Genomic DNA, 23,677 nt, shown 5'->3' on the forward strand with positions numbered 1-23,677 from the left:
ATAAACAAAGGCTCATTGTCAGGAAAGTTTCCCGACGGCAGCAGCGATCTCCGGCAGCGCGGCGCGGGCAAACAGCTCTTCGAAGTCAGGCAGTCCCCCCAGTACTTCGCGGTTACGCGCATCCTGATAAATGATCCAGCCATAGGTAGCCAGGCTGTCCATTGAACGAATATTACGCTGCGTTAACGCCGCTTTGTAGTCCGCCATACGCTTCGCGGCTATCAGGCAGGCCAGCTCGTCGTCGCTGTAGCTTTCAATCGCCGAACGCGCGTGGCGCTGTAGCTTGCTGATCAGAGCAAAGTCTTCCGTCATCAGCAGGTTACGCACGGCTTTTTCTACGGCTGCGTTATCTACCGAGGTGCCTTTTGGCAGGCGCGAGAGCGCCAGCTGTTGTGCAAAGCTGAGCACGGTATAGTTGTTCAGCAGCACGAACATTTCCGGCGTATCGGTCGCGCCGTAGGCCGGCACCGCACCGTTAGCGATGGTCGATTTATTGCGCCATGCCGCTTTAAATTTTGCCACCTGATGGGCCGCCAGCGCGGTAGACAACTCTTCCAGCAGGTCTTTACGCGCTTTCGCCTTCAGAATCTCTTTGCTGTCCTGGTAAAGCAGCAGTGAACGCGGCATCACGTAGACAAAGTGCTGGCATTCGGTTTCCCAGTGCTCCAGCAGCCAGGCCGCACGCGGCGAACCGGTTGCCTGCAGATGCCAGCGCAGCATAGTCAGCACCGCATCTTTATGGGTTCTGGCCATCTCGTCGTTGTCGGTAATCGCACCGAACAGAACAGAGTCGCCCGCTGCATGACTGGCCAGCTTGCGGTACGGGTCGTACTGGTAGGCGAAACCGCCGCTCATCCCGTTACCGAATCCGGTACCGAAGGTGCCGAGGTTTAACACCGCGCCGTTGGTCATATATTCGCAGCAGAAATCGCCCACGCCTTCGACTACTGCCGTTGCGCCGGAGTTACGCACGGCAAAACGGTCGCCCGCCTGGCCCTGCACAAACAGGCGTCCGCCGGTTGCCCCAAACAGTGCGAAGTTGCCGATCAAAACGTTGCCTTCTGCATCCTGTGAACCGCCGCCTGGCGACATGACGATCAGCTCGCCGCCGCACTGGCCTTTGCCCACGCCGTCGTTACAGGTGCCGCGATGCTTCAACTGCATACCATCGTTACAGAACACGCCGAACGACTGCCCGGCAGAACCGGACGTGGTAATTCTTACCGTTTCCGGTGCCAGATAGTGACGTCCACGATCGTCTGCCAGCACGGCAGGCATGGCGGCCAGCTCTGCTTTGCTTAGCTTATGGTTAAGCAGACGCTCAATATCGATAGCCAGCTGGCCACCGACGCTCTTGTTACGGTTGTTCAACGTGATGCCATGGCCCAGCTCAATCGTGCTGTCCGTTTTCAGCAGCGCGCTCTCTACCTGGCCAACCCAGCCATCGTCCAGCTCAAAATCTTTCTCCAGGTAAACCGGGTGAGCGATTTTGATTTCCGGTACGACGGTCAGCATTGCCCGCAGATCCAGTTTGCCAACTTCCAGCGGATGGTCCATCAGGTGCAGCAGATCGGAGCGGCCACGCGCTTCACGCAGCGAGCGCAGGCCAAGACGGGCCAGGATTTCACGCACTTCGTGAGCAACATTCATAAAATATTGCGCCAGCTGACGCGGATCGCCGTCGAAAGCCTCGGCATTGGTCGTCAAACCCGCCGGGCATTTCACGTTACAGTTTTTAGCCATCACGCACTTCAGCATCATCAGCGCGGTGGTGCCAAATTCAAAGCTGTCGCTGCCCAGCAGTGCCGATTTCACTACGTCGCTGCCGGTTTGCTGCGCGCCAGAACTGCGCAGCAGAACTTTTTGGCGCAGGCCGTTAGCGCACAGCGCCTGATGAACTTCGGCAATGCCGATTTCCGCCACGCGACCGGTATATTTCAGGCTGGTTACCGAAGCCGCACCCGTGCCGCCAGTGTTACCGGCAACGTTAATCACGTCCGCACCCGCTTTGGCAACGCCAACCGCGATGGTGCCGATACCTTCTGAAGAGACCAGCTTGACGATGACGCGTACGCGCGCCGCCTTGCAGTCGTGAATCAGCTGCGCCAGATCTTCGATAGAGTAGGTGTCATGGTGCGGAGGGGGTGAAACCAGCTCCACGCCAGGCGTACCGCCACGCGCGGCGGCAATTTCTACCGTAACTTTGGCCGCCGGCAGCTGTCCGCCTTCGCCTGGTTTTGCGCCCTGGCCAATTTTGATTTCCAGCTCTTCCAGCATCGGGTCGGCCAGGTAAGCGGCCCAGACGCCGAAGCGGCCGGAAGCCAGCTGCTTAATGCGCGAGGCGCGGATAGTGCCGTGACGGGAATAGTGCTCGCCGCCTTCACCGCAGTTGCTCATGCCGCCAACCATGTTGGTGCCGTGCGCCACCGCTTCGTGAGCCGGTGCCACCAGTGCGCCGTGGCTCATCGCGCCGGAAGCGAAGGTACGGGTAATTTCGCTGGCTGGCTGTACTTCGCTTAACGGCAGAGAAGGCGAAGTGGTAAACATCCGCGACAGATAGTCCGCCGCTTTGCCCGAGGCAATAATATGCAGGCTGCCCGCCATTACTTCGCCACTGCTGATTTCGTCGCCGAAGCGGCTTTTCAGCGCGGCCAGCAGGGCAGAGAGGCGCTCAACTTCCGTCTTCAGGCCTGCAATCGTGTCAGAAAGGCGCAGCGTAAAGTGGCCTTCGCCGCCGTCACCCGCCTCGCACAGCAGACCACGCACGGCGAAGCCGTTGTTAATCAGCGAATAGCGGCCCAGCTTACGGCTAAATTCCGCAACGCTGTCGACGTGAGTCAAATCTGCCGGGAAAGTCAGAATATCGCGCAGCGCGGCCGGACGACGTTTACGTTCTTCATGCATCTGGCTGGAGAACTCGCGGTAATCCGGCGTGATGGCAAAGTTGTCGATAACCTCGTTCGGAATACGCTCGAAGCTGCTGTCGGCAAAGGAGTTCGGCTTGATATTGAAAGCGTTATCCAGTTTTGCCAGCGTCAACAGACGGATAAAGTCGTCCTCTTCGCGCGGCTTGTCGGCATTGGCAAAGCGCAGCGGCTGCTCGGTCATATCGATAAAAGTACGTACCGCGATGGTACCGTATGAGTGGCCAGCGCCTTCGGCACGTTCTTTAAATAGGCCCAGCAGCGGCACTTCTGATTCGCCCTGGATCCTAAGAGCGCTTTGATGCCAGTCCACGGCCATCTGCGCGATAGTGGCAAAGCCCGCGCCGCCAACCGGCGTTTTAATATTCGGGAAGTATTTCTTCAGAACCCGATCTTCAGTATCCAGGAAGTTAGGCTCAAAGAATTCGCCGCAGCTGTAGCTTTCCACGGTACACAGACCCACTTTGCCCATGGTTTTCATCAGCGCTTTTTCGGCAGCTTTGGCATAGCGCTTAAAGGCTTTATTGCCTTCTTCGCCTTCACCGTATTTCTCTTCGGCCCGCATCTGTACGCCAAGCGGATAAATAGCGGAAGCGCCAAAGCCCAGCGCGGCAGCGATATGGTGCGAAGAGATGCTTTGTCCGCTTTCTACGACCAGCGACACGTCCAGACGCAGACCTTCCTGCACCAGACGCTGGTTAATAGCGGAAACCACCAGCAGCATTGGGATAGCGGCGCGCTCGCTGGAGATATGGCGGTCAGTCAGGACAGCAATGCCGCCCTGTGCGCGGGCGAAATCCACCACCTGCTGCGCCAGATCGTCAATCGCTTTTTCCAGCGCAATGGCGTTATCGGTACGGCTTTGCGCATCGCTGCCCACCACCGGACGATAAAGCATGTCGAACCGCGCATAAGGAGCAACATCCTGCTCGCGCAGCTGCAACATATCCAGATGGGTCAGAATCGGTGTGGGAACGATTATCTGGCGGCCTTTGCTGCGGCCCAGATGCGGCTTGGCACCCAGCGCAACGCGTAGCGTCATGCCATCTGCCTCGCGGATAGAATCCAGCGGCGGGTTGGTCACCTGCGCAAAGCGTTGTGAAAAATAGTGCGCCATGCCGCCTTCGTGATCGGAAAGCCCGTTGATGGCATTGCCGTAACCCATCGCGGAGATCTTTTCCGCGCCGGTTGCCAGCATAGGATCCATCATGAACTTAAAGCTTTCCTGGTTGTAGTAATAGGCGACGAAACGCTGATAGGTTTTTAAGTCACCACCGTAACGCAGCGGCGAACCCTGCTGCTCGGCAGGCACAACCGGCAGATCCTGCAAGGTTACGCGAGCCTGCTCCAGCAGCGCCGGATAATCTTTCTCGGCGGCCAGCTTCTCCAGCGCTTCGTTGGTGGTGTAGCTACGCTTTTCCTGGTGATCGTAATAGAGCATGCCGCCCGCTTCGATACGGCCACGACGCAGCACGCTTTCCGGAGGGAAGGCAATTTGTCCGGCTTCCGACATGGCACCGATATATTCAGCGGTCTCTACCGAACGCAGCGGACGCAGGCCCAGACGGTCCAGACGCGCGCCAATCACTTCGCCGTTACCGAAGATGAGCGCCGCCGGGCCATCGTTTTTCTCTTCGTACAGCGAAAAATATTCCAGCATCGCACGGACTTCCGGCGACAGCGTGTCATCGTTTTCCCACGCTGGCGGCATCATGGAGACCACCGCGTTGATCAGGTCAAGGTTATCTTCCATCAGGCGGCTGTGGATGCTCTGATCCAGACGCGAGCTGTCCGACTGGCCTTTTGGCCGCACGATCTTTTTACCGCGCGCCAGCGCCAGCGCAGCTTCGGCAATACGGTTTTTACGATCCGTATTCAGTTCGCCGTTGTGCGCCATCAGGCGGAAAGGCTGCGCCATCGTGGTATGCGGATCGGTATTGGTTGAAAAACGGGTATGGAAGAACAGGCCGCGAACCTGATGGTCCGGATCGGTCAGATCTTTAAAATATGGGATCACTTCGTTGGAATTCAGGCGAGCTTTGAAAACCTGGGTGCGTGATGAAAGAGAAAGCGGATAAAGACCGCCAAATTCGCTTTCGGTAAAAGCACGGGCTTCAATAGCCAGCAGGGCGCGATAGATGCGTTTTTCAAAGTCGTCCCGATCGGCCACGTCATAAGGCGCGTTAAATACCCATTGCACGATAGGCAGCTGGAACTGGATGGCCGCCGGCCGCAGAACGCTGGTATCGAGCGGCATATCGCGCTTTAAAATGATGTCCAGGCCGTGCGCGGCCAGCGTCTCTTCTACCAGGCTTTCCGCACGGGCGCGCTGTTCATCATCTTTAGGGACAAAAAAGTTGCCCACGCCGAAATGGCCTGACTTAAGTGGCGTACCGGTAATCTTGCGGAAAAATTGCAGAGAAATATCTACATTGACGCCGGCACCGTCGCCCACGCCTTCGGCTGACATGCCGCCACGATGCGGCACCGTGCAGAGTGCACTGTGCGCCATCTGAAGAATTTCATGGGTCTGCTCGCCATCCTTGCGGGTAATAAAACCGACGCCGCAGCTGTCGTTTTCTTGCGATGGGTCATACAGACCATAGGGAAACGCTTGTGGATTGGACATGGCAGACCTCCTGACTTCTTTTGACATTACCTACGTTATTTCAGGCACAGATTGCGACGGAGAAGGCTCCCCAGGCTCTGTATCATTTTCCTGACCGCTTGTCGGGTGACTGTTCGCCGGGCATTTTTCTTCAGGACTCTCTGAAGAAAAAGCTCGTTAATTTCCGGGTCTCTGATGGGAGATAACTTGCATCATGAGGGAGTCTTCTTGCTGCATAGATATGCCGAGACACTGGCCCGTCAGGAACGCTTCCAGCGAATTTCCAACTTATCGGGAAAGCGTACTCAGGTCAAATAGCCGCCTCTTAACGGTATTTAGTGCCCTTTTAAGATCTATCCATTTGATTATTATGATTTTATTGCTGTTTTTTCTGCATGGAGTTTCATCACAGAAACCCTGTTAAGTGTGAGCTGTCTCACTGTAGTGCAGGCAGCAAATCTCTGCACCATGCTGGTGCCGGGGTTATTGTCAGCAGAATATGCTGGTAAAGAGGTGTTAATTGTTGAAACGCACTGTTTTTCAGGTTGTCATGGATTTGAATTAAACCGCGTATCATCATTAGTAAAATTAATCAGGCTGTGAGTGACTAAATTACCACTTATCGTGAATGATTATTCTATCTGCAAATCAGTAAAACGCCACCGAAAGCGCTTATCGTAATGAAATTTAAAAAACCGTCATGCATTTATCCATAAACTAAAGCAGCGGAATTATGCAGCGGCTAAAAGCGCCTTAATTGATAGCAGGGCGCCACTAACCGGTGATATTTCAGGAAGTAACCGCTGCTGCCAGCGCATTTTCCTTGTTAAATCACACGCTTTTCTTCCAGTGCGTAAGTAATCACTTGTCTTCCAAATGCACTAAACAGGTGCACCACGGGCATTTCACCCGCAACCTTGGCCTTTCAGGCTTTTGCGGTATGATTGACCCAACCGCTCTGCAAGGATCTTTTATGAAACAAATTCGTCTGTTAGCCCAGTATTACGTCGATCTGATGGTGAAACTGGGGCTGGTGCGTTTTTCACTGTTGCTGGCTTCCGCGCTGGTCGTTCTGGCGATGATTGTGCAGATGGCGGTGACCATGGTGCTACGCGGCCATGTGGAAAGTATTGATATGGTTCGCTCAGTCTTTTTTGGCCTGTTAATTACGCCCTGGGCCGTTTATTTCCTGTCGGTAGTGGTTGAGCAGCTTGAGGAGTCGCGACAGCGCCTGGCGCGCCTGGTGGACAAGCTGGAAGAGATGCGCCACCGCGATCTGGAACTCAACCAGCAGATGAAAGAAAACATCACCCAGCTTAACCAGGAGATTGCCGATCGTATCAGAGCGGAAAAAGCACGCCTGCAGGTTATGGATAAGCTGACCGAAGAGATGACGATCCGTGAGCAGGCGCAAATAGAGCTGGAGCAACAGTCCTCTTTTCTGCGCTCTTTTCTGGATGCGTCGCCCGATCTGGTTTTTTATCGCAACATCGACCAGCAGTTTTCCGGCTGTAACCGCGCAATGGAACTGTTAACCGGCAAAAGCGAAAAACAGCTGATTGGCCTGACGCCGCACGATGTTTATGATCGCGACGCGGCCACTAAGGTACTGGAAACGGACGAAAAGGTTTTCCGCCATAACGTGTCATTGACCTATGAACAGTGGCTGCAATACCCCGACGGACGCAAATCCTGCTTTGAAATCCGCAAAGTGCCTTATTACGACCGTGTTGGCAAACGTAGCGGGCTGATGGGGTTTGGGCGCGATATAACGGAGCGTAAGCGCTATCAGGACGCTTTAGAGAACGCGAGCAGGGAGAAGACCACTTTTATTTCTACGATCAGCCACGAGCTTCGTACGCCGCTTAACGGCATCGTCGGGTTAAGCCGTATTTTGCTGGACACCGAACTGAACCAGGAGCAGCTCAAATACCTGAAAACCATTCACGTATCGGCCATTACGCTCGGCAACATTTTTAACGACGTTATCGAAATGGATAAAATTGAACGACGCAAGGTGCAGCTGGATAACCAGCCGATCGATTTTACCGAATTTATGGCTGACCTTGAGAATCTCTCCGGCCTGCTGGCGCAGCCTAAGGGTCTGAAATTCGTTCTGGAGACGCATCAGCCTCTTCCTCATAAAATTATTACCGACGGCACGCGCCTGCGTCAGATCCTGTGGAATTTAATCGGCAATGCGGTGAAGTTTACGCAGCAGGGCAACATCATCGTCAGAGTGGATTACCAGGGGGAAGATTGCCTGCGTTTTGACGTGGAAGATTCCGGGATGGGCATTCCGCAGGATGAGCAGGACAAGATCTTTGCCATGTATTACCAGGTAAAAGATCAGAATGGCGGTAAACCTGCGACCGGCACCGGTATCGGCCTGGCAGTGTCGCGACGCCTTGCGCAAAGCATGGGCGGTGATATTACGGTGAAAAGCGCGCCGGGCAAGGGTTCCTGCTTCACCTTAACCATTAACGCGCCGCGTATCGCCATGCAGCACGAAGACGAGCAGCCTGCTGACGATATGCCGCTACCGGCGCTGCACGTGCTGCTGGTGGAAGACATTGAGCTGAACGTGGTTGTCGCGCGCTCGGTGCTGGAAAAACTGGGCAACAGCGTAGAAGTGGCGATGACGGGCGCAGAGGCGTTGGCGATGTTCGATCCCGAAGAGTTCGATCTGGTGCTGCTGGATATTCAGCTGCCCGATATGACCGGCCTGGATGTCGCGCGCGAGATCCACCAGCGCTACAAACATCAGCAGCTGCCGCCGCTGGTGGCGCTCACGGCCAACGTGTTAAAGGACAAAAAAGAGTATCTGGACGCGGGAATGGACGACGTGCTGAGCAAGCCGCTGGCGGTTCCGGCGCTAACGGCCATCATTCAGAAGTACTGGGATTATCAGGAACAGGATGACGAACAGGTACAGGCAATCGCAGAGGCACCGGGCCTGCTGGATACGGCTATGTTAGAGCAATATATTGAGCTGGTCGGGCCGCAGCTGATTGTGCAGAGCCTGGAAATGTTTGAAAAAATGATGCCGGGTTACCTGGAAGTGCTGGATTTGAATATGACCGCGCGCGATCAAAAAGGGATCGCGGAAGAGGGGCACAAGATCAAAGGCGCAGCGGGTTCAGTTGGCCTGGTTCATTTACAGCAGCTGGCGAAGCAGATCCAAAGCCCTGAGCTACCGGCATGGTGGGACAACGTTCAGGAATGGATTGACGAACTTAAACAAGAGTGGCGAAAGGATGTGCAGGTATTACGTGAATGGGTTACTAAGGCCCAAAAAAAATGACCCCGACCGAGGCCGGGGTGCGCGAATACTGCGCCAACACCAGGGAAATCGAGCGCCTGTGCCATTCTTAATGGAAGAGTACAAAGCACAGGTGCGGTATTGGTTAAAACGCTTAGCCACTACCTTAGCAAAACTCGCGTCACACGTTACGAGATTCATTAAGATGTGTGATGTAGAGCAGCGTTTCCAGACAGAAAACATTAATTTGATGATACAGTCAAGCACGGAATGAATTTATTCGCGTTATTGCTCATAAAATGCACAGTTGTACCACTTTTTGTCCGGTTTAGATGATTGTCTCCTGGTAACCGGTCCTGAAGAGAGGGAACGCTGATGAGAAAGAAATTTATCAACGGAAGGTAAATATTTAACTCTATGTTATAGATGTTTTTTTATGAGATTAGGGTCTCTGAGCCGAAACGGTTCAGGCAGGGATGAAAGAAACAGCTAATGAGAGTTTATAACGATTCATTGAAGCTTTTTGCCAGGCAAAATTGTTTTTCAGGTCCAGATAATGCCAAAGCCTGTTTGCGCCACATTGTGCCTCATAGCGCGATGAAAGCGGGGATGTGATTAGTTTTACCGAGGTTAGAACAAATCATTCATAAGAGGTATGAATCTATTTTTAACGGTGTATCCGCTACAACTGAGTGATTAATTCTTCAGCGCTTTAGCTTCGTTTAAGCGCTGGAACCGATTCCTTTTTTACGGAAGTAATTGATGGCGTTAGCCCATTTACAAAGTGATACGGATTGTAAACAGATGAAAGCGGTTTCATTTACGGCAATTACCGCCTGCTTTTAGCAATCGTGAAGCGTATTTAAAACAACAATGTTACAGGAATTGATAAGATCGTAATGGATATATTTTTATGAGGCAGCATAAAAAATCAGTTTTTCAGCATTTAAAAAAATGGGTATTACGCCTGGTTATCGCTGTAGCGGGGGTATGGCTTACCGGGATCCTGCTTTTTGCATTTTTACCCGTGCCTTTCTCTGCGGTGATGGCAGAGCGTCAGGTAAGCGCGTGGTTTAGCGGTGACTTTCATTATGTTGCCCATTCTGACTGGGTAAGCATGGATCGGATCGCGCCCTGGATGCCGCTGGCGGTCATTGCTTCGGAAGATCAAAAATTTCCAACGCACTGGGGATTTGACGTGCAGGCTATCCAGTCCGTACTGGAAAACGAAGGCGGAGGCGGGCGTGGTGCTTCTACACTGTCGCAGCAAACCGCGAAAAATGTATTTTTATGGGACGGACGGAGCTGGGTGCGTAAAGGACTGGAAGCGGGTTTAACGGTCGGCATTGAAACCGTATGGACAAAAAGGCGTATTCTGACGGTCTATCTGAACGTGGCGGAATTTGGTCCTGGCGTTTTTGGCGTTGAGGCCGCGTCACAGCGCTATTTCCACAAGCCGGCCAGCCGACTGACGATGGCGGAAGCGGCGCTGCTGGCGGCGGTGCTGCCTAACCCGATTCGCTTCAGGGCCGATGCGCCGTCAGCGTGGGTTCGCCAGCGCCAGCAGTGGATTTTACGCCAGATGCGGCAGCTGGGCGGGGAAGGCTTCCTGCAGGCACATAAGCTTCGCTGAAAAGCGAAGCTTGTCAGACTACTGACGGGCACGCTGGCTTTTTTATAGCGGCCCCGTTACCAGGCAGCAGGGGCAGGGCGAACCGCTTTCACTCGTGGGAAGCCCGACGGCTAGTCTTCGTCAAAGCCTGCATTAAACAGCTCGATTACTGCCGCCAGCGCTTTCTCTTCATCCGGACCGCTGGCTTCAATTTCAATCTGGCCGCCCTTGGCAGAATCGAGCATTAACAGCGCAATCACGCTGCTGGCTTCGGCTTCTGTCCCGCTCTCATTGCGTAGCAGCACTTCCGCATCAAAACTCTGCACCAGTTCAAAAAGCTTCATTGCCGGACGGGCATGCATACCAAGCTTGTTTTTAATCTCAACCACTTGTTTCACTGTCATGATTTGCGCTTTTCCAGAGTGCGATGACGAGACTGTACATTTTTGCCGCGTGAACGGAAATAGTCGGCCAGCTGTTCGGCTATATAAACCGAACGATGTTTGCCGCCCGTACAGCCAATAGCGACGGTAAGATAGCTACGGTTATTGGTCTCCAGCATGGGCAGCCAAAGCTCAAGATAGCTGCGCGTCTGGTAGATAAAATTATGCACTTCAGTATGGCGATCGAGAAAGGCGGCGACCGGACGATCCAGGCCGGTCATCGGACGCAGTTTAGGATCCCAGTGCGGATTCGGCAGGAAGCGGACGTCAAAAACATAGTCCGCATCAATTGGAATACCGTGCTTAAAGCCGAAGGATTCAAATACCATGGTCAGCTCGCGTTCACGCTTGCCAAGCAGCCGCGTGCGCAGCATCTCGGCCAGTTCGTGCACCGACATCTCTGAGGTATCGACAATCAGATCGGCGCGGGAACGCAGGGGCTCCAGAAGATCGCTCTCTTCATCGATAGCGCTCTCCAGCGAAAGATTTTTGCTGGAAAGAGGGTGCAGTCGGCGCGTATCGCTGTAGCGGCGGATCAACGTGTTGCGATCGGCATCCAGAAACAGCAGCTGGGGAGAAAAGCTGTCGGGCAAGCCGGTCAGGGCTTTTTCAAAAACTTCCGGTGATTCAGGCATGTTACGTACATCAATGCTGACCGCAGCCGACATATTACGATCGGCCAGCGATCTGGCCAGCTCTGGCAGCAGCACCACGGGAAGATTGTCCACGCAGTAAAAGCCCATATCTTCCAGCGCCCGTAAAGCAACGGATTTACCAGAGCCGGAACGCCCGCTGACGATCATCAGCACCATGACTTATTCTCCTGAGTTTAAGCCTTTTCAAAGGGAAAAAGGTTCCCTGACAAACAGCGCTTTGCGCCAGCCTGGCTACTGCTCCGCCGGGGTTTCCGCCATGATTTCAAAAAGCTCTTCGTCGCTTTGCGCCGCCCGCAGTCGCCGACAGACCGTTTTATCGGCCAGGCGTTTTGCTACGAGAGACAGCGTATGCAGATGCGTTTTGCACTGGTCGGCAGGGACCAGCAGCGCAAACAGTAAATCTACCGGCTGGTTATCAATGGCATCAAAAGCAATAGGCTGCTCAAGACGGATAAACACGGCCACCGCGCGCAGTGTATCTTCTACCAGTTTACCGTGCGGGATAGCGATGCCGTTACCTATACCAGTACTTCCCATCCGCTCGCGCGTCAGGATCGCTTCAAAAATGGTCTGATGCGGCAGATTCAGCTGTTTGGCCGCCAGCTCGCTGATAATTTCCAGCGCCCGCTTTTTACTCTGGCAGTGCACGCCATTGCGGGTACAGGAGAGACTCAGTACCGAGCTCAGTTCCAGTTTCAGGTCATTGTTCATCATAGGTTCACTTAATTTTACTTCCGCCTGGCAAAACGGCTCGGCAGGCAGCTCAGGCTGCCTGCGGGCCATCGGTCGAGTGCAACACGCCTTATTGATTAACGGCCCGTCCCCTGCGATAAGAGGACGAGCCGGAACATTTTACGCCACTTTATTAGCAAAGGCGGTGTAAAAATAATCAACAGGTTTTTAAAATTTAATGTTGCTTCAACTTGTCTTTATGTTTATTGAGTTGGCGCACCAGCTTGTCTGTCAGGCCGTCTATCGCCGCGTACATATCTTTTTCTTCCGAGGTGGCATGCAACTCCCCACCGCTGACGTGTAGCGTCGCATCGGCTATCTGCGTCACTCTTTCCACCTTCAGGACAATATAAACCTGCGTAATTCGGTCGGAATATTGCTCCAGCCTGGCGAATTTCGTGGTGACAAATTCGCGTAACGGCTCGGTGATTTCCACATTCTGCCCGGTAATATTGAGTTGCATAGGCTATTCCTTATCTGTTCGTTCAGACCAGCTGTTTGCGCTGGTTTGAGGGCGGGATGGATAAAGACTCTCGGTACTTCGCAACGGTACGGCGGGCCACCATGATTCCCTGATCGGAAAGCAGCGTGGTCAGCTTGCTGTCGCTAAGAGGCTTGGCGGGATTCTCCGCCGAGATCAATTTTTTCACCAGCGCGCGTATAGCCGTAGAAGAGGCTTCACCTCCGCCTTCGGTATTAACGTGGCTGGAGAAAAAATATTTCAGTTCAAAAATACCGCGCGGGCTGTGCAGGTACTTTTGCGTGGTAACTCGCGATATGGTCGACTCGTGCATATCTACCGCAGAAGCGATATCGGCCAGCACCATAGGACGCATAAACTCTTCGCCTTGCTCAAAGAAAGCCTGCTGCTGATCGACGATACAGCGCGTCACTTTTAGCAGCGTATCGTTGCGGCTTTCAAGGCTTTTAATCAGCCATTTTGCTTCCTGCAGGTTGCTGCGAATAAACTGGCTGTCGCTGTCGCTGCGGTTTCCGGCGCCGAGCGAAGCATAGTGCTGGTTGATGCGCAGACCGGGCACGCTGTCGGCGTTCAGTTCCACCACCCAGCGCTTGCCGATCTTCCGCACCAGCACGTCAGGAATAACGTATTCCGGCTCGCTGGTGTTGATCGACTGACCGGGACGAGGATCGAGCGACTGAATCAGCTGCATGGCGTTTTTCAGCACGTCTTCTTTCAGACGCGTAACGCGCATCAGGCTACGAAAATCGTGATTGGCCAGAAGATCCAAATGATTGCTGACGATCAGTCTGGCTTCCTTCAGCCACGGCGTATCCGCCAAAAACTGTGACAGCTGGACCAGCAGGCAGTCGCGCAGATCGCGTGCGCAGACGCCAACGGGATCAAAACGCTGGATGCGCTTCAGTACCGCTTCTACCTCTTCAGCGGAAACCTCTTCGTCGCCGATGCTTTCCTGAATATCCTGGAGCGAAACGGTGAGGTAGCCGGTGGTATCCACCGCATCGACAATGGCGGTCGCAATGGCGCGATCGGTATCGGTAAAGGGCGTCAGCTCAACCTGCCACATCAGGTAATCCTGCAGCGTCTGGGTCGTTTCTCCCTGATAAACCGGCAGCTCATCGTCGTGATAGTCGGTGCCGGTGCCCGACGGCGTACCGGCGGTGTAAATCTCATCCCAGGTCGCATCGAGCGGCAGCTCTTCCGGCATATCCTTTTGCTCAAGCGCCTCGCGCGTGTCCAGCGCCTCTTTTTCCTGATATTCGCGGCTATCCACTTCTTCATGAAGATCGGTTTGTTCAAGCAGCGGGTTACTTTCCAGCGCCAGCTGAATTTCCTGCTGGAGTTCAAGCGTAGAGAGTTGCAGCAAGCGAATCGCCTGCTGCAGTTGTGGCGTCATGGCAAGCTGTTGGCTAAGCCTGAGCTGCAAACCTTGCTTCATATTCAGGATACGGATTCCTCAAAAAACATCATCAGTCAGGACACCTTATCAGAGTCTGAACTCTTCGCCCAAATAGACTCGCTTAACTTGTTCATCCTCAAGGATCTGTTCGGGTGAACCGTGGGCGATAAGATGGCCCTGGCTAACGATATAAGCGCGCTCGCAAACCGCCAGCGTCTCGCGTACGTTGTGATCGGTGATCAGGACGCCAAGACCGCTGTCGCGCAGGTGTTCAATAATTTTCTTGATATCGATAACCGAAATAGGGTCAACGCCGGCAAAAGGCTCATCCAGCAGAATAAATTTTGGATTGGCCGCCAGCGCCCGGGCAATCTCCACGCGGCGGCGTTCCCCACCGGAAAGCGCCTGGCCCATGCTGTCACGCAGATGGGAGATATGGAACTCATTCATCAGCTCGTTAGCGCGGTCGGTACGTTGCTCCGAGGTCAGATCGTCACGGATCTGTAAGACGGCCATCAGGTTATCAAACACGCTCAGGCGACGAAAAATCGAGGCTTCCTGGGGAAGATAGCCGATGCCGCGACGCGCGCGGGCATGCAGCGGCAGGATACTGATATCTTCATCATCAATAATGATGCGGCCCGCATCGCGAGGCACAATACCAACCACCATGTAGAACGTCGTGGTTTTACCCGCGCCGTTCGGGCCAAGCAGGCCAACGATTTCGCCGGATTTAACCTGCAGGCTAACGTCTTCCACCACGCGGCGGCCTTTGTAGGCCTTAGCAAGATTTTGCGCAATCAAAGTTGCCATAACTTAATTACTCTTTTTGTTTGACTGGGTGCCTTTATCCTGCAGCTGCGAAGGCACCAGCACGGTAGTAACGCGTTTACCGGTATTGCTGCCGTAAGCCTGCATTTTCTGCTCTTTCACCAGATAGGTGATGCGGTCACCCTTCACGTTGCTGTCCAGCTGTTCCAGATAGGCGTTGCCCGTCAGCTCGACAAAATCTTTCGCCAGCTCGTAGTGCATTTTCTGCGCGTGGCCTTTAACCGGTTTACCATTATCCTGCATCTGATAGAAGGTGGCCGGATTACCCCAGGCATCAACGATGGTTTTATTGCTGTCACCATTGGGACGCGTTACCACGACTTTGTCGGCGGTAATTTTAATCGAGCCCTGGGTCACGATGACGTTGCCGGTGAAGGTCGCCACGTTGCCCTGCATGTCCAGCGCCTGGTTTTCGGAATCTACATTGACCGGCTTGTCCGAGTCACCCGTCAGGGCAAAAGCGGGCAGGCTGGCTGCCAGCAGCAGGCCGAGCGTCAAAAACTTAAGGTTGTTTCGCATTCTGAATTTCATAGGAGGTTTTGACCTTTTCAATCAACTCGGCGGTTTTCTTCCGTAAATTGCCACGCATCTTCATGCCGGTAGAGTTAAAGCCATTGCCATACAACGTTACCTGATCTTGTGAGGTAACATCCTGCGTGACAAGGTTTGCTACGGCGTTATCGGTTTTAATTCTTTGCAGCTGGGCGTCCGGGGTCAGACTGTTTAGCTCAACGTGACCATACAGATAGAGCATACGATCCTGCGTGAGTTTTGCTTTGTCTGCCCGCACGGACCAGGTCGGGATTTTATTTTCGTCATAGGTGGTCATGACCGGGTTATCAAACCAGCTCACCGCATCGGCAGAAAAATAGGTCACCTTGTCCGAAACGAGCTTGTAGTTCAGCGCGCCGTCAGGATTATAAACCACCGTACTGGAGGACTGGCTGGTATAGGTCGGCTCCAGAGCGTTATCGGCAACCGGCGCGGGCTTATCCGTATCGGCCAGGTTCCAGCCGATCAATACGATAGCCAGCAGCGCCAGCAGCAGCGTAATCCAACGCCTTGTTTTACTCATACAGACTGCCCTTTGGCCTCATCAAACTTATCCTGTGCGATTAAAATGACATCACAAATTTCGCGAACGGCGCCGCGTCCGCCTGCAATTCGGGTTACGTAATCGGCGCGGGGAAGCAGTACCGGATGGGCATCAGCCACCGTGACGCTCAGGCCGACCTCCGCCATCACCGGCCAGTCAATCAGGTCGTCGCCAATATAGGCGACCTGCTCCGGCTGAAGGGACAGTTTATCCAGAAGTTCGCGGAAGGCCAAAATCTTATCTGACTGGCCCTGGTAAAGATGCGTAATGCCCAGCGTAGCGCAGCGATCTTCCAGCAGCTTCGCTTTGCGGCCGGTGATAATAGCGACTTCTACGTCCGAGGTCAGTAGGCAACGAATGCCATAGCCGTCCCGTACGTTAAAAGCCTTCAGCTCTTCACCATTATTGCCCTGGTAGATGATGCCGTCGGACATCACGCCGTCTACGTCACAAATCAACAGTTTAACTTTGCGTGCGCGATCCATTACATCCTGGCTCACGTCGCCATAACAGGTTGTTACCCAGCTTGCGCCAGCGCTCATTTTTTATTCCTTGTTAAACCACGCCGGCACGCAGCATGTCATGCATATGAACGACGCCAATCAGCCGATCGCCGTCGGCTACCAGTAAAACGGTAATATTACGGTTTTGCATCAGGTTAAGCGCGTCGACGGCCAGCGTATTGGGTCTGACCCGGATACCGCCTGACGTCATCACGCTGGCAATGCTGGCATGCTGAATATCCACGCCCATATCGAAAACCCGACGAAGATCGCCATCGGTAAAAATACCTTCGATTTTCATCAGGTCGTCACAGATTACCGTCATACCTAAATTTTTGCGCGTGATCTCAAGCAGCGCATCGCGCAGCGAAGCGTCACGGCTGACCCGGGGGATTTCATCGCCGCTATGCATAATATCGTCAACGGTCAGCAGCAGCTTACGGCCCAATGCACCGCCCGGATGCGAAAGCGCAAAATCTTCTGCCGTAAAGCCGCGAGCTTTAAGCAGCGCCACCGCCAGCGCATCCCCCATCACCAGCGTTGCCGTGGTGCTGGTGGTCGGCGCCAGGCCAAGCGGACAGGCCTCTTCGGGTACTTTAACACAGAGATGGATATCCGCCGCGCGGCCCATTGCGCTGTCGGGACGGCTGGTCATACAGATAAGCTTTACGCGCAGGCGTTTCAACACGGGGATCAGCGCCAGGATTTCAGAAGACTCGCCGGAATTGGAAATGGCAATAACGATATCGGCCGCGCTGACCATGCCCAGATCGCCATGGCTGGCTTCGGCCGGATGCACAAAAAAAGCGGGCGTGCCGGTACTGGCAAAGGTTGCCGCCATTTTTTTACCAATGTGGCCCGACTTCCCCATGCCCATCACCACGACTTTTCCCTGACAGCCGTAGATGCTTTCACACGCCAGGGTAAAATCTTCATTGATATACTGGTCAAGCTGTTCCAGACCCTGGCGTTCAATCGTCAGAACGTCTTTTCCCGCCTGCTGAAAATCGAAACCGGGTTGAAGAGGGGCAGGTGCCATAATGTCTATTCCTTTACCAGAAGGTTATCGAAGGCAGCCAGTACAGCATCGCTACCCAGGCAAGAAAGCCGCTCAGCAGCAGCGCGCCCGTGACTCTGCCGATACAGCGGCTTTTCAGGCAAATCAGCATAAACAGCGCGCTGACGCCGAGCATGACCCAGTAGTCGCGAGCAAAGGCATGCATATCGACGGAAGCGGGATGCAGCAGTGCCGGAATGCCGGGGACAAGGGTGAGATTATAGATATTGGAGCCGATCAAATTGCCGACGGCAATATCATCTTCACCTTTCAGCGCGCCGGCAATCACGGTGGCCAACTCCGGCAGGCTGGTGCCGACCGAAACGATAGTCAGGCCGATAACCAGCTCGCTGATACCAAAGAAATTGGCGATAACCGTGACGTTATCAATCACCATGCGGGTAGACATTGGCAGAATGATTAACGCGACCGCCAGCCATAAAAAAGCGACGGTATTGCCGGTATCATCCCGCGGAAGTTCGGCAAGCTGCTCGCGCGTCAGGGAGTCGGTGCCGCCGCGTTCCGCTTTACGGGCAATGGTGATAATAAACACCAGCCAGGCCGCCGCAAGCGCAATCAACAGCAACCCGTCGTTACGGCTGAGCCTGTCATCAAACAGGAGCAGGCCGCAGAGCAGGGTCACCAGCAGCATCAGCGGCAGCTCGCGTACTAATAGCTTAGAATGCAGCGTCAGCGGGTGCATCAGCGCCGCGCCGCCCAGAATCAGCAAAATATTAGTAATATTAGAGCCGATGGCGGTGCCGACTGCGATATCCATCTGGCCATGCACGGCGGCGGAAAAAGAGACGATCAGCTCCGGCAGAGAAGTGCCTATGCTGACGACGGTCATACCGATAATAAGCGGGGGAATGCCAACGGCACGGCACAAAATGGCCGCGCTGAATACCAGACGATCTGCACCATATACCAGCAGGACCAGGCCGATAATCAATAGTGCGGTAGCTACAAGCATGAAATGTCCTTTGATCGGGTATAATCGTCGGCTTGCCTGCGCGACGTAAATAACGGGCCAGCAGAATGGCAGTAAACGCGCTGATTTTGACGATCTGCGAGCAAAAAGTAAAACTTATGCCAACTTTAGACACGTTTGCCGGGTAAGTTTCTGTAAAAGTGTCCAGCCCCGGCGGTTATACGTTACCATCGGTAGAGATGACAGGCCTGAAAAAGAGGATAAGCAGTCACAATGAGCAAGACGGAGACGAATTTGGTGGATGTCCGTGGCGTCAGCTTCGCCCGCGGCGATCGCCCGGTTTTCGATAACATCTCGCTTACGGTGCCGAAAGGGAAAGTCACAGCCATCATGGGCCCTTCAGGCATTGGTAAAACCACGCTGTTGCGTTTGATCGGCGGCCAGCTGCGGCCGGACGCGGGCGAAATTTGGTTTAACGGCGAAAATATTCCCACGCTTTCGCGCTCGCGGCTTTATGAAGCGCGCAAAAAAATGAGCATGCTGTTCCAGTCCGGCGCGCTGTTCACCGACCTGACGGTTTTTGATAACGTCGCCTGGCCGCTGCGCGAACATACGCAGCTGCCGCCGCAGTTATTACACAGCACGGTAATGATGAAGCTGGAAGCGGTAGGCCTGCGCGGCGCAGCGCAGCTGAAGCCTTCCGAGCTGTCCGGCGGGATGGCGCGTCGTGCCGCACTGGCAAGAGCGATTGCGCTGGAGCCGGATCTGATTATGTTCGATGAGCCTTTTGTCGGGCAGGATCCTATTACTATGGGCGTGCTGGTTAAGCTTATTGATGAGCTTAACCATTCGCTGGGAATGACCTGCATCGTGGTATCGCACGATGTGCCAGAAGTTCTCAGCATTGCGGATTACGCTTATATCATCGCCGGTCAGAAAGTTATCGCCCAGGGAACGGCCAGCGGGCTGCGCGAAAATGAAGATGCCCGGGTGCGTCAGTTTATCGATGGTATTGCGGATGGCCCGGTGCCTTTTCGTTTTCCCGCAGGCGACTACCTGCAGGATTTAACCGGTTCAGGGAGTTAATCTGATGTTAATACGTGCACTGGCGTCTGTCGGACGCCAGGGAATCAATACCTGCGCTTCCTTTGGCCGGGCCGGACTGATGCTGTTCCATGCGCTAATCGGCGTGCCGCGCTTTCATAAGCACGCGCCGTTAGTGATTAAACAGCTTTACAGCATTGGCGTCCTGTCGCTGCTGATTATCGTGGTGTCCGGCTTGTTCATCGGAATGGTGCTCGGTTTGCAGGGCTACCTGGTGCTGAACACTTACGGCGCGGACAGCAGCCTTGGCATGCTGGTGGCGCTGTCGCTATTGCGCGAGCTTGGGCCAGTCGTGACGGCGCTGCTGTTTGCGGGCCGCGCAGGTTCAGCGCTAACGGCGGAAATTGGCCTGATGAAAGCGACCGAGCAGCTCTCCAGCATGGAAATGATGGCGGTGGATCCGCTGCGCAGGATCATCTCTCCTCGCTTCTGGGCCGGATTTATCAGTATGCCGCTGCTGACGTTAATTTTTGTTGCGGTCGGGATTATGGGTGGCGCTATTGTCGGCGTGAGCTGGAAAGGCATCGACAGCGGCTTTTTCTGGTCGGCGATGCAAAACGCCGTCGATATCCGCACCGATATTATTAACTGCGTGATAAAAAGCGCTGTTTTTGCCTTTACCGTCACCTGGATTGCGTTATTTAACGGTTATGACGCTGTCCCTACTTCTGAAGGGATTAGTCGGGCGACGACGCGTACCGTAGTGCATGCTTCTCTGGCTGTGCTCGGTTTAGATTTTGTGCTGACGGCACTGATGTTTGGGAACTGATGCAATGCAATCGAAAAAAAGCGAAATTTGGGTAGGGGTCTTTTTACTGTTGGCACTTTGTGCGGCGCTGTTTCTCTGCCTGCGGGTGGCCGATCTTAAATCTTTAGGCAGCGAGCCAACCTGGCGGCTCTATGCAACCTTCGACAACATTGGCGGGCTAAAAAGCGGATCGCCAGTGAAAATCGGCGGCGTAGTGGTGGGGCGCGTAACGGATATCGGGCTTGATGAAAAAACCTATTTACCGCGCGTCTCTATGGATATTGAAGATAAATATAACCAGCTGCCCGACACCAGCTCGCTGGCGGTCAGAACGTCTGGCCTGCTTGGCGAACAGTATCTGGCGCTGAACGTCGGTTTTGACGACCCCGACATGGGAACGGCTATGCTTAAGGACGGCAGTACCATTCAGGACACCAAGTCTGCAATGGTACTGGAAGATCTGATTGGCCAGTTCCTGTACAAAAGCGGCAACGGTAACGACAGTAAAAATGCTGCTGAACCGAACGGCTCTGCGCCAGCCGCCGCGACTAACCCATAAGAGGACCAGTAATGTTTAAACGTTTCCTGATGGTGGCAATGTTAGTTATTGCCCCGATTGCGGCTAATGCCGCCGCAGACCAGACCAATCCTTACAAGCTGATGAATGAAGCAGCGGCAAAAACCTTTACCCGCCTGAAAAGCGAACAGCCTAAAATCAAGCAGGATCCCAACTATCTGCGCCAAATCGTGCGTGAAGAGCTACTGCCTTACGTGCAGATTAAGTACGCTGGCGCGCTGGTGCTGGGCCGTTACTACAAAGAGGCAACGCCTGCCCAGCGCGAAGCCTATTTCAAAGCTTTTGCTGACTATCTGGCTCAGGCCTATGGCCAGGCGCTGGCGCTTTATCATGGTCAGACCTATCAGATTGCACCTGAGCAGCCGTATGGCGACGCTACCATTATTGCTATTCGCGTTTCTATTATCGATCCTAACGGCCGCCCACCGGTTCGCCTGGACTTCCAGTGGCGTAAAAACAGCCGCACGGGTGACTGGCAGGCTTATGACATGATTGCCGAAGGCGTCAGCATGATCTCCACCAAGCAAAATGAATGGGCGGGCGTACTGCGTCAGAAAGGCGTTGACGGTCTGACCAGCGTGCTGGAAAACGCGTCTAAGCAGCCAATCACGCTGGATAAACAGCAGTAATGAACATTAACTGGCGCACCGACGCGAACCGGCTCTATTTGGCTGGCGAACTGGAGCGGGAAACGCTGCTGCCACTCTGGGAGCAGCGCAACAGCGTAATGAAACAGATTGATACCATTGATGTCTCCGCGCTGGAGCGCGTGGACTCCGCTGGCCTGGCGCTGCTGGTGCATCTGCGCCAGACCGCGCTGCAACAGGGAAAAGTGCCGAGTTTTACGGGCATTACGGACAAGCTGCGTTCCCTGATTGCGCTGTATAACCTGCAACAGTTTATTACCTCCGACCGCTAATCTTCATAAGCGGGTCTTTGTCTGAAAAAGCCTCTGCTGCCGCAGAGGCTTTTTTGCCTGTTTAAGACTGCGCCACTTTCCACTAATATGTGTGCCTGTTTATTATCGAGCGAATAAAACATCATGGAAACCAGTGAAATTCAGGCCGTGCTGATGGAGGCACTGCCTCTTCAGGAAGCCATTGTGACCGGTGATGGCAGCCATTTTCAGGTTATCGCCGTGGGCGAGCTGTTTGGCGAACTGAGCCGCGTGAAGAAGCAGCAGGCGGTCTATGCGCCGCTGATGGCTTATCTTGCTGATAACCGCATTCACGCGCTGTCTATCAAGACCTATACCCCAGAAGAATGGGCTCGCGACCGTAAGCTGAACGGTTTTTAAGCCGCTGTCTTCATCGCGCTTTGCCGTGGTGAAGCGGCCGCACTCTATATCTGATTAATTGAGAGCAGGTTTAATGGATAAATTTCGTGTGCAGGGCCCGACCCGCTTAAGCGGGGAAGTGACTATTTCCGGTGCCAAAAACGCTGCGCTGCCGATTCTTTTCGCTGCTCTGCTGGCGTCTGACCCTGTTGAAATCCAGAACGTCCCGAAACTGAAAGACATCGACACCACCATGAAGCTGCTGAGCCAGCTGGGCGTGAAGGCGACGCGCAATGGTTCTGTGCATCTGGATGCCAGCGACGTCAATATTTACTGCGCGCCTTACGATCTGGTGAAAACGATGCGCGCTTCCATCTGGGCACTTGGCCCGCTGGTGGCACGTTTTGGCCAGGGCCAGGTCTCATTGCCGGGCGGTTGCGCTATCGGCGCTCGTCCTGTTGACCTGCATATTACCGGACTGGAGCAGCTGGGCGCAGAGATCAAGCTGGAAGAGGGCTACGTTAAGGCTTCCGTTGATGGACGCCTGAAGGGCGCGCATATCGTGATGGACAAAGTTAGCGTAGGCGCGACCGTGACTATCATGAGCGCCGCCACGCTCGCTACCGGCACCACGGTAATCGAAAACGCTGCGCGCGAGCCGGAGATTGTCGATACGGCAAACTTCCTGAACACGCTGGGTGCAAAAATTACCGGCGCGGGCAGCGATCGCATCACCATTGAAGGCGTAGAGCGTCTGGGCGGCGGCGTTTACCGCGTGCTGCCTGACCGTATTGAAACCGGTACGTTCCTGATTGCGGCCGCGATTTCTGGCGGCAAAGTTGTCTGCCGCGATACGCAGCCGGATACGCTGGATGCGGTACTGGCTAAGCTGCGTGAAGCGGGAGCCGACATCGAAACGGGTAAGGACTGGATCAGTCTTGATATGCACGGCAAGCGGCCAAAAGCGGTTAACTTCCGCACCGCGCCACATCCGGGCTTCCCTACCGATATGCAGGCGCAGTTCAGCCTGATGAATCTGGTTGCAGAAGGGACTGGCGTTATCACCGAAACGATTTTCGAAAATCGCTTTATGCACGTGCCTGAACTCATCCGCATGGGCGCGCACGCGGAGATCGAAAGCAACACGGCGATTTGTCACGGTGTGGAAAAGCTTTCTGGCGCTCAGGTAATGGCGACAGATTTGCGTGCTTCCGCGAGCCTCGTGCTGGCTGGCTGTATCGCAGAAGGCACGACGATTGTGGATCGCATTTACCATATCGATCGCGGCTATGAGCATATTGAAGACAAGCTGAAAGCGCTGGGCGCAAACATCGAACGCATCAGCGGCGATGAGTAAAAGCAGGGTAAAAGGGCGGTAGCGCGCTACCGCCTGAGCGCCGGCATGCCGCTAAAAGCGCATGCTGGCCTGCTTTACGG

At 54.2% G+C, this 23,677-nt stretch carries 21 protein-coding genes; 9 read left to right on the top strand and 12 right to left on the bottom strand.

The genetic code is table 11. From position 1 onward, the window contains the following. Positions 1-18: 18 nt before the first annotated feature. On the bottom strand, positions 19-5,553 hold the full coding sequence (locus tag ACMGGR_RS01785; RefSeq protein ID WP_414148021.1) for a glutamate synthase-related protein: 5,535 nt from the start codon (positions 5,551-5,553) through the stop codon (positions 19-21). 952 nt (positions 5,554-6,505) lie between these two features. Here ACMGGR_RS01785 and arcB point away from each other — a divergent pair. Both arcB and mtgA read left to right on the top strand, forming a co-directional pair. Further along, positions 6,506-8,836 (top strand): aerobic respiration two-component sensor histidine kinase ArcB, encoded by a 2,331-nt coding sequence (gene arcB, locus ACMGGR_RS01790; RefSeq protein ID WP_414148022.1) that lies wholly within the window; start codon positions 6,506-6,508, stop codon positions 8,834-8,836. Positions 8,837-9,707: 871 nt separating this feature from the next. Then, positions 9,708-10,427: a monofunctional biosynthetic peptidoglycan transglycosylase gene (mtgA, locus tag ACMGGR_RS01795; RefSeq protein WP_414148023.1), complete on the top strand. Its 720-nt coding sequence runs from the start codon at positions 9,708-9,710 to the stop codon at positions 10,425-10,427. Positions 10,428-10,537: 110 nt separating this feature from the next. Here the strand turns inward: mtgA and npr are convergent, their stop codons facing one another. From npr to ACMGGR_RS01850, 11 genes are all read right to left on the bottom strand, one after another. Next, positions 10,538-10,810: a PTS phosphocarrier protein NPr gene (gene npr, locus ACMGGR_RS01800; protein ID WP_246759807.1), complete on the bottom strand. Its 273-nt coding sequence runs from the start codon at positions 10,808-10,810 to the stop codon at positions 10,538-10,540. Further along, on the bottom strand, positions 10,807-11,661 hold the full coding sequence (gene rapZ / locus ACMGGR_RS01805) for an RNase adapter RapZ (RefSeq protein WP_246759808.1): 855 nt from the start codon (positions 11,659-11,661) through the stop codon (positions 10,807-10,809). The genes npr and rapZ overlap by 4 nt, the downstream gene beginning before the upstream one ends. Before the next feature lie 75 nt (positions 11,662-11,736). Next, positions 11,737-12,216 (bottom strand): PTS IIA-like nitrogen regulatory protein PtsN, encoded by a 480-nt coding sequence (gene ptsN, locus ACMGGR_RS01810; protein WP_246760115.1) that lies wholly within the window; start codon positions 12,214-12,216, stop codon positions 11,737-11,739. A 196-nt stretch (positions 12,217-12,412) separates the two neighbouring features. Beyond that, positions 12,413-12,700 carry a ribosome hibernation promoting factor gene (gene hpf / locus ACMGGR_RS01815; protein ID WP_246759809.1) on the bottom strand — a complete coding sequence of 96 codons (288 nt, stop codon included), beginning with the start codon at positions 12,698-12,700 and terminating at the stop codon, positions 12,413-12,415. A gap of 22 nt (positions 12,701-12,722) precedes the next feature. Then, the gene (gene rpoN, locus ACMGGR_RS01820; RefSeq protein ID WP_246759810.1) at positions 12,723-14,156 is read right to left on the bottom strand and encodes an RNA polymerase factor sigma-54; all 1,434 of its coding nucleotides are present in this window, start codon (positions 14,154-14,156) and stop codon (positions 12,723-12,725) included. A gap of 48 nt (positions 14,157-14,204) precedes the next feature. After that, entirely contained in the window at positions 14,205-14,930 is a 726-nt protein-coding gene (lptB, locus tag ACMGGR_RS01825; RefSeq protein WP_246759811.1) for an LPS export ABC transporter ATP-binding protein, read from the bottom strand. A 3-nt stretch (positions 14,931-14,933) separates the two neighbouring features. Continuing rightward, positions 14,934-15,479 (bottom strand): lipopolysaccharide ABC transporter substrate-binding protein LptA, encoded by a 546-nt coding sequence (gene lptA, locus ACMGGR_RS01830; protein ID WP_246759812.1) that lies wholly within the window; start codon positions 15,477-15,479, stop codon positions 14,934-14,936. Beyond that, the gene (lptC, locus tag ACMGGR_RS01835) at positions 15,451-16,023 is read right to left on the bottom strand and encodes an LPS export ABC transporter periplasmic protein LptC (RefSeq protein ID WP_246759813.1); all 573 of its coding nucleotides are present in this window, start codon (positions 16,021-16,023) and stop codon (positions 15,451-15,453) included. The genes lptA and lptC overlap by 29 nt, the downstream gene beginning before the upstream one ends. Continuing rightward, positions 16,020-16,586, bottom strand: coding sequence for a 3-deoxy-manno-octulosonate-8-phosphatase KdsC (gene kdsC, locus ACMGGR_RS01840; protein WP_246759814.1), 567 nt, complete (start codon positions 16,584-16,586; stop codon positions 16,020-16,022). The genes lptC and kdsC overlap by 4 nt, the downstream gene beginning before the upstream one ends. A 13-nt stretch (positions 16,587-16,599) precedes the next feature. Continuing rightward, positions 16,600-17,586 (bottom strand): arabinose-5-phosphate isomerase KdsD, encoded by a 987-nt coding sequence (gene kdsD, locus ACMGGR_RS01845; RefSeq protein ID WP_246759815.1) that lies wholly within the window; start codon positions 17,584-17,586, stop codon positions 16,600-16,602. A 13-nt stretch (positions 17,587-17,599) separates the two neighbouring features. Beyond that, the gene (locus tag ACMGGR_RS01850; RefSeq protein WP_246759816.1) at positions 17,600-18,577 is read right to left on the bottom strand and encodes a calcium/sodium antiporter; all 978 of its coding nucleotides are present in this window, start codon (positions 18,575-18,577) and stop codon (positions 17,600-17,602) included. A 231-nt stretch (positions 18,578-18,808) separates the two neighbouring features. Between ACMGGR_RS01850 and mlaF the strand changes: the two genes are divergently transcribed. The 7 genes from mlaF to murA all read left to right on the top strand — a co-directional run bounded on the left by mlaF (position 18,809) and on the right by murA (position 23,597). Then, positions 18,809-19,621: a phospholipid ABC transporter ATP-binding protein MlaF gene (gene mlaF / locus ACMGGR_RS01855; RefSeq protein WP_246759817.1), complete on the top strand. Its 813-nt coding sequence runs from the start codon at positions 18,809-18,811 to the stop codon at positions 19,619-19,621. Between the two features lie 4 nt (positions 19,622-19,625). After that, positions 19,626-20,408, top strand: a complete 783-nt coding sequence (mlaE, locus tag ACMGGR_RS01860; protein ID WP_246759818.1) for a lipid asymmetry maintenance ABC transporter permease subunit MlaE — start codon at positions 19,626-19,628, stop codon at positions 20,406-20,408. Between the two features lie 4 nt (positions 20,409-20,412). After that, positions 20,413-20,946 carry an outer membrane lipid asymmetry maintenance protein MlaD gene (mlaD, locus tag ACMGGR_RS01865; protein WP_246759819.1) on the top strand — a complete coding sequence of 178 codons (534 nt, stop codon included), beginning with the start codon at positions 20,413-20,415 and terminating at the stop codon, positions 20,944-20,946. 11 nt (positions 20,947-20,957) lie between these two features. After that, positions 20,958-21,593: a phospholipid-binding protein MlaC gene (mlaC, locus tag ACMGGR_RS01870; protein WP_246759820.1), complete on the top strand. Its 636-nt coding sequence runs from the start codon at positions 20,958-20,960 to the stop codon at positions 21,591-21,593. Beyond that, positions 21,593-21,883: a lipid asymmetry maintenance protein MlaB gene (gene mlaB / locus ACMGGR_RS01875; protein WP_246759821.1), complete on the top strand. Its 291-nt coding sequence runs from the start codon at positions 21,593-21,595 to the stop codon at positions 21,881-21,883. Before mlaC ends, mlaB begins: the two co-directional genes overlap by 1 nt. A 123-nt stretch (positions 21,884-22,006) precedes the next feature. After that, complete coding sequence (ibaG, locus tag ACMGGR_RS01880; protein ID WP_246759823.1) at positions 22,007-22,261, top strand: BolA family iron metabolism protein IbaG; 255 nt, start codon at positions 22,007-22,009, stop codon at positions 22,259-22,261. A gap of 73 nt (positions 22,262-22,334) precedes the next feature. Further along, a complete protein-coding gene (murA, locus tag ACMGGR_RS01885; RefSeq protein ID WP_246759825.1) occupies positions 22,335-23,597 on the top strand; it encodes a UDP-N-acetylglucosamine 1-carboxyvinyltransferase in 1,263 nt (420 codons plus the stop codon). The last annotated feature ends 80 nt before the right edge of the window (positions 23,598-23,677 follow it).

The organism is Erwinia sp. BNK-24-b, from assembly GCF_047456155.1.
GTDB lineage: Bacteria > Pseudomonadota > Gammaproteobacteria > Enterobacterales > Enterobacteriaceae > Erwinia > Erwinia phyllosphaerae.

Excerpts from the sequence above, each read along its gene's own strand:
- ptsN (WP_246760115.1), bottom strand. The coding sequence starts at position 12,216 with ATGAACAATGACCTGAAACTGGAACTGAGCTCGGTACTGAGTCTCTCC.
- npr (WP_246759807.1), bottom strand. The coding sequence starts at position 10,810 with ATGACAGTGAAACAAGTGGTTGAGATTAAAAACAAGCTTGGTATGCAT.
- rapZ (WP_246759808.1), bottom strand. The coding sequence starts at position 11,661 with ATGGTGCTGATGATCGTCAGCGGGCGTTCCGGCTCTGGTAAATCCGTT.
- kdsD (WP_246759815.1), bottom strand. The coding sequence starts at position 17,586 with ATGGCACCTGCCCCTCTTCAACCCGGTTTCGATTTTCAGCAGGCGGGA.
- mlaF (WP_246759817.1), top strand. The coding sequence starts at position 18,809 with ATGAGCAAGACGGAGACGAATTTGGTGGATGTCCGTGGCGTCAGCTTC.
- lptB (WP_246759811.1), bottom strand. The coding sequence starts at position 14,930 with ATGGCAACTTTGATTGCGCAAAATCTTGCTAAGGCCTACAAAGGCCGC.
- ACMGGR_RS01785 (WP_414148021.1), bottom strand. The coding sequence starts at position 5,553 with ATGTCCAATCCACAAGCGTTTCCCTATGGTCTGTATGACCCATCGCAA.
- mlaC (WP_246759820.1), top strand. The coding sequence starts at position 20,958 with ATGTTTAAACGTTTCCTGATGGTGGCAATGTTAGTTATTGCCCCGATT.
- ACMGGR_RS01850 (WP_246759816.1), bottom strand. The coding sequence starts at position 18,577 with ATGCTTGTAGCTACCGCACTATTGATTATCGGCCTGGTCCTGCTGGTA.
- mlaD (WP_246759819.1), top strand. The coding sequence starts at position 20,413 with ATGCAATCGAAAAAAAGCGAAATTTGGGTAGGGGTCTTTTTACTGTTG.
- lptC (WP_246759813.1), bottom strand. The coding sequence starts at position 16,023 with ATGAGTAAAACAAGGCGTTGGATTACGCTGCTGCTGGCGCTGCTGGCT.
- arcB (WP_414148022.1), top strand. The coding sequence starts at position 6,506 with ATGAAACAAATTCGTCTGTTAGCCCAGTATTACGTCGATCTGATGGTG.
- murA (WP_246759825.1), top strand. The coding sequence starts at position 22,335 with ATGGATAAATTTCGTGTGCAGGGCCCGACCCGCTTAAGCGGGGAAGTG.
- mtgA (WP_414148023.1), top strand. The coding sequence starts at position 9,708 with ATGAGGCAGCATAAAAAATCAGTTTTTCAGCATTTAAAAAAATGGGTA.
- hpf (WP_246759809.1), bottom strand. The coding sequence starts at position 12,700 with ATGCAACTCAATATTACCGGGCAGAATGTGGAAATCACCGAGCCGTTA.
- kdsC (WP_246759814.1), bottom strand. The coding sequence starts at position 16,586 with ATGAGCGCTGGCGCAAGCTGGGTAACAACCTGTTATGGCGACGTGAGC.
- rpoN (WP_246759810.1), bottom strand. The coding sequence starts at position 14,156 with ATGAAGCAAGGTTTGCAGCTCAGGCTTAGCCAACAGCTTGCCATGACG.
- mlaB (WP_246759821.1), top strand. The coding sequence starts at position 21,593 with ATGAACATTAACTGGCGCACCGACGCGAACCGGCTCTATTTGGCTGGC.
- mlaE (WP_246759818.1), top strand. The coding sequence starts at position 19,626 with ATGTTAATACGTGCACTGGCGTCTGTCGGACGCCAGGGAATCAATACC.
- lptA (WP_246759812.1), bottom strand. The coding sequence starts at position 15,479 with ATGAAATTCAGAATGCGAAACAACCTTAAGTTTTTGACGCTCGGCCTG.
- ibaG (WP_246759823.1), top strand. The coding sequence starts at position 22,007 with ATGGAAACCAGTGAAATTCAGGCCGTGCTGATGGAGGCACTGCCTCTT.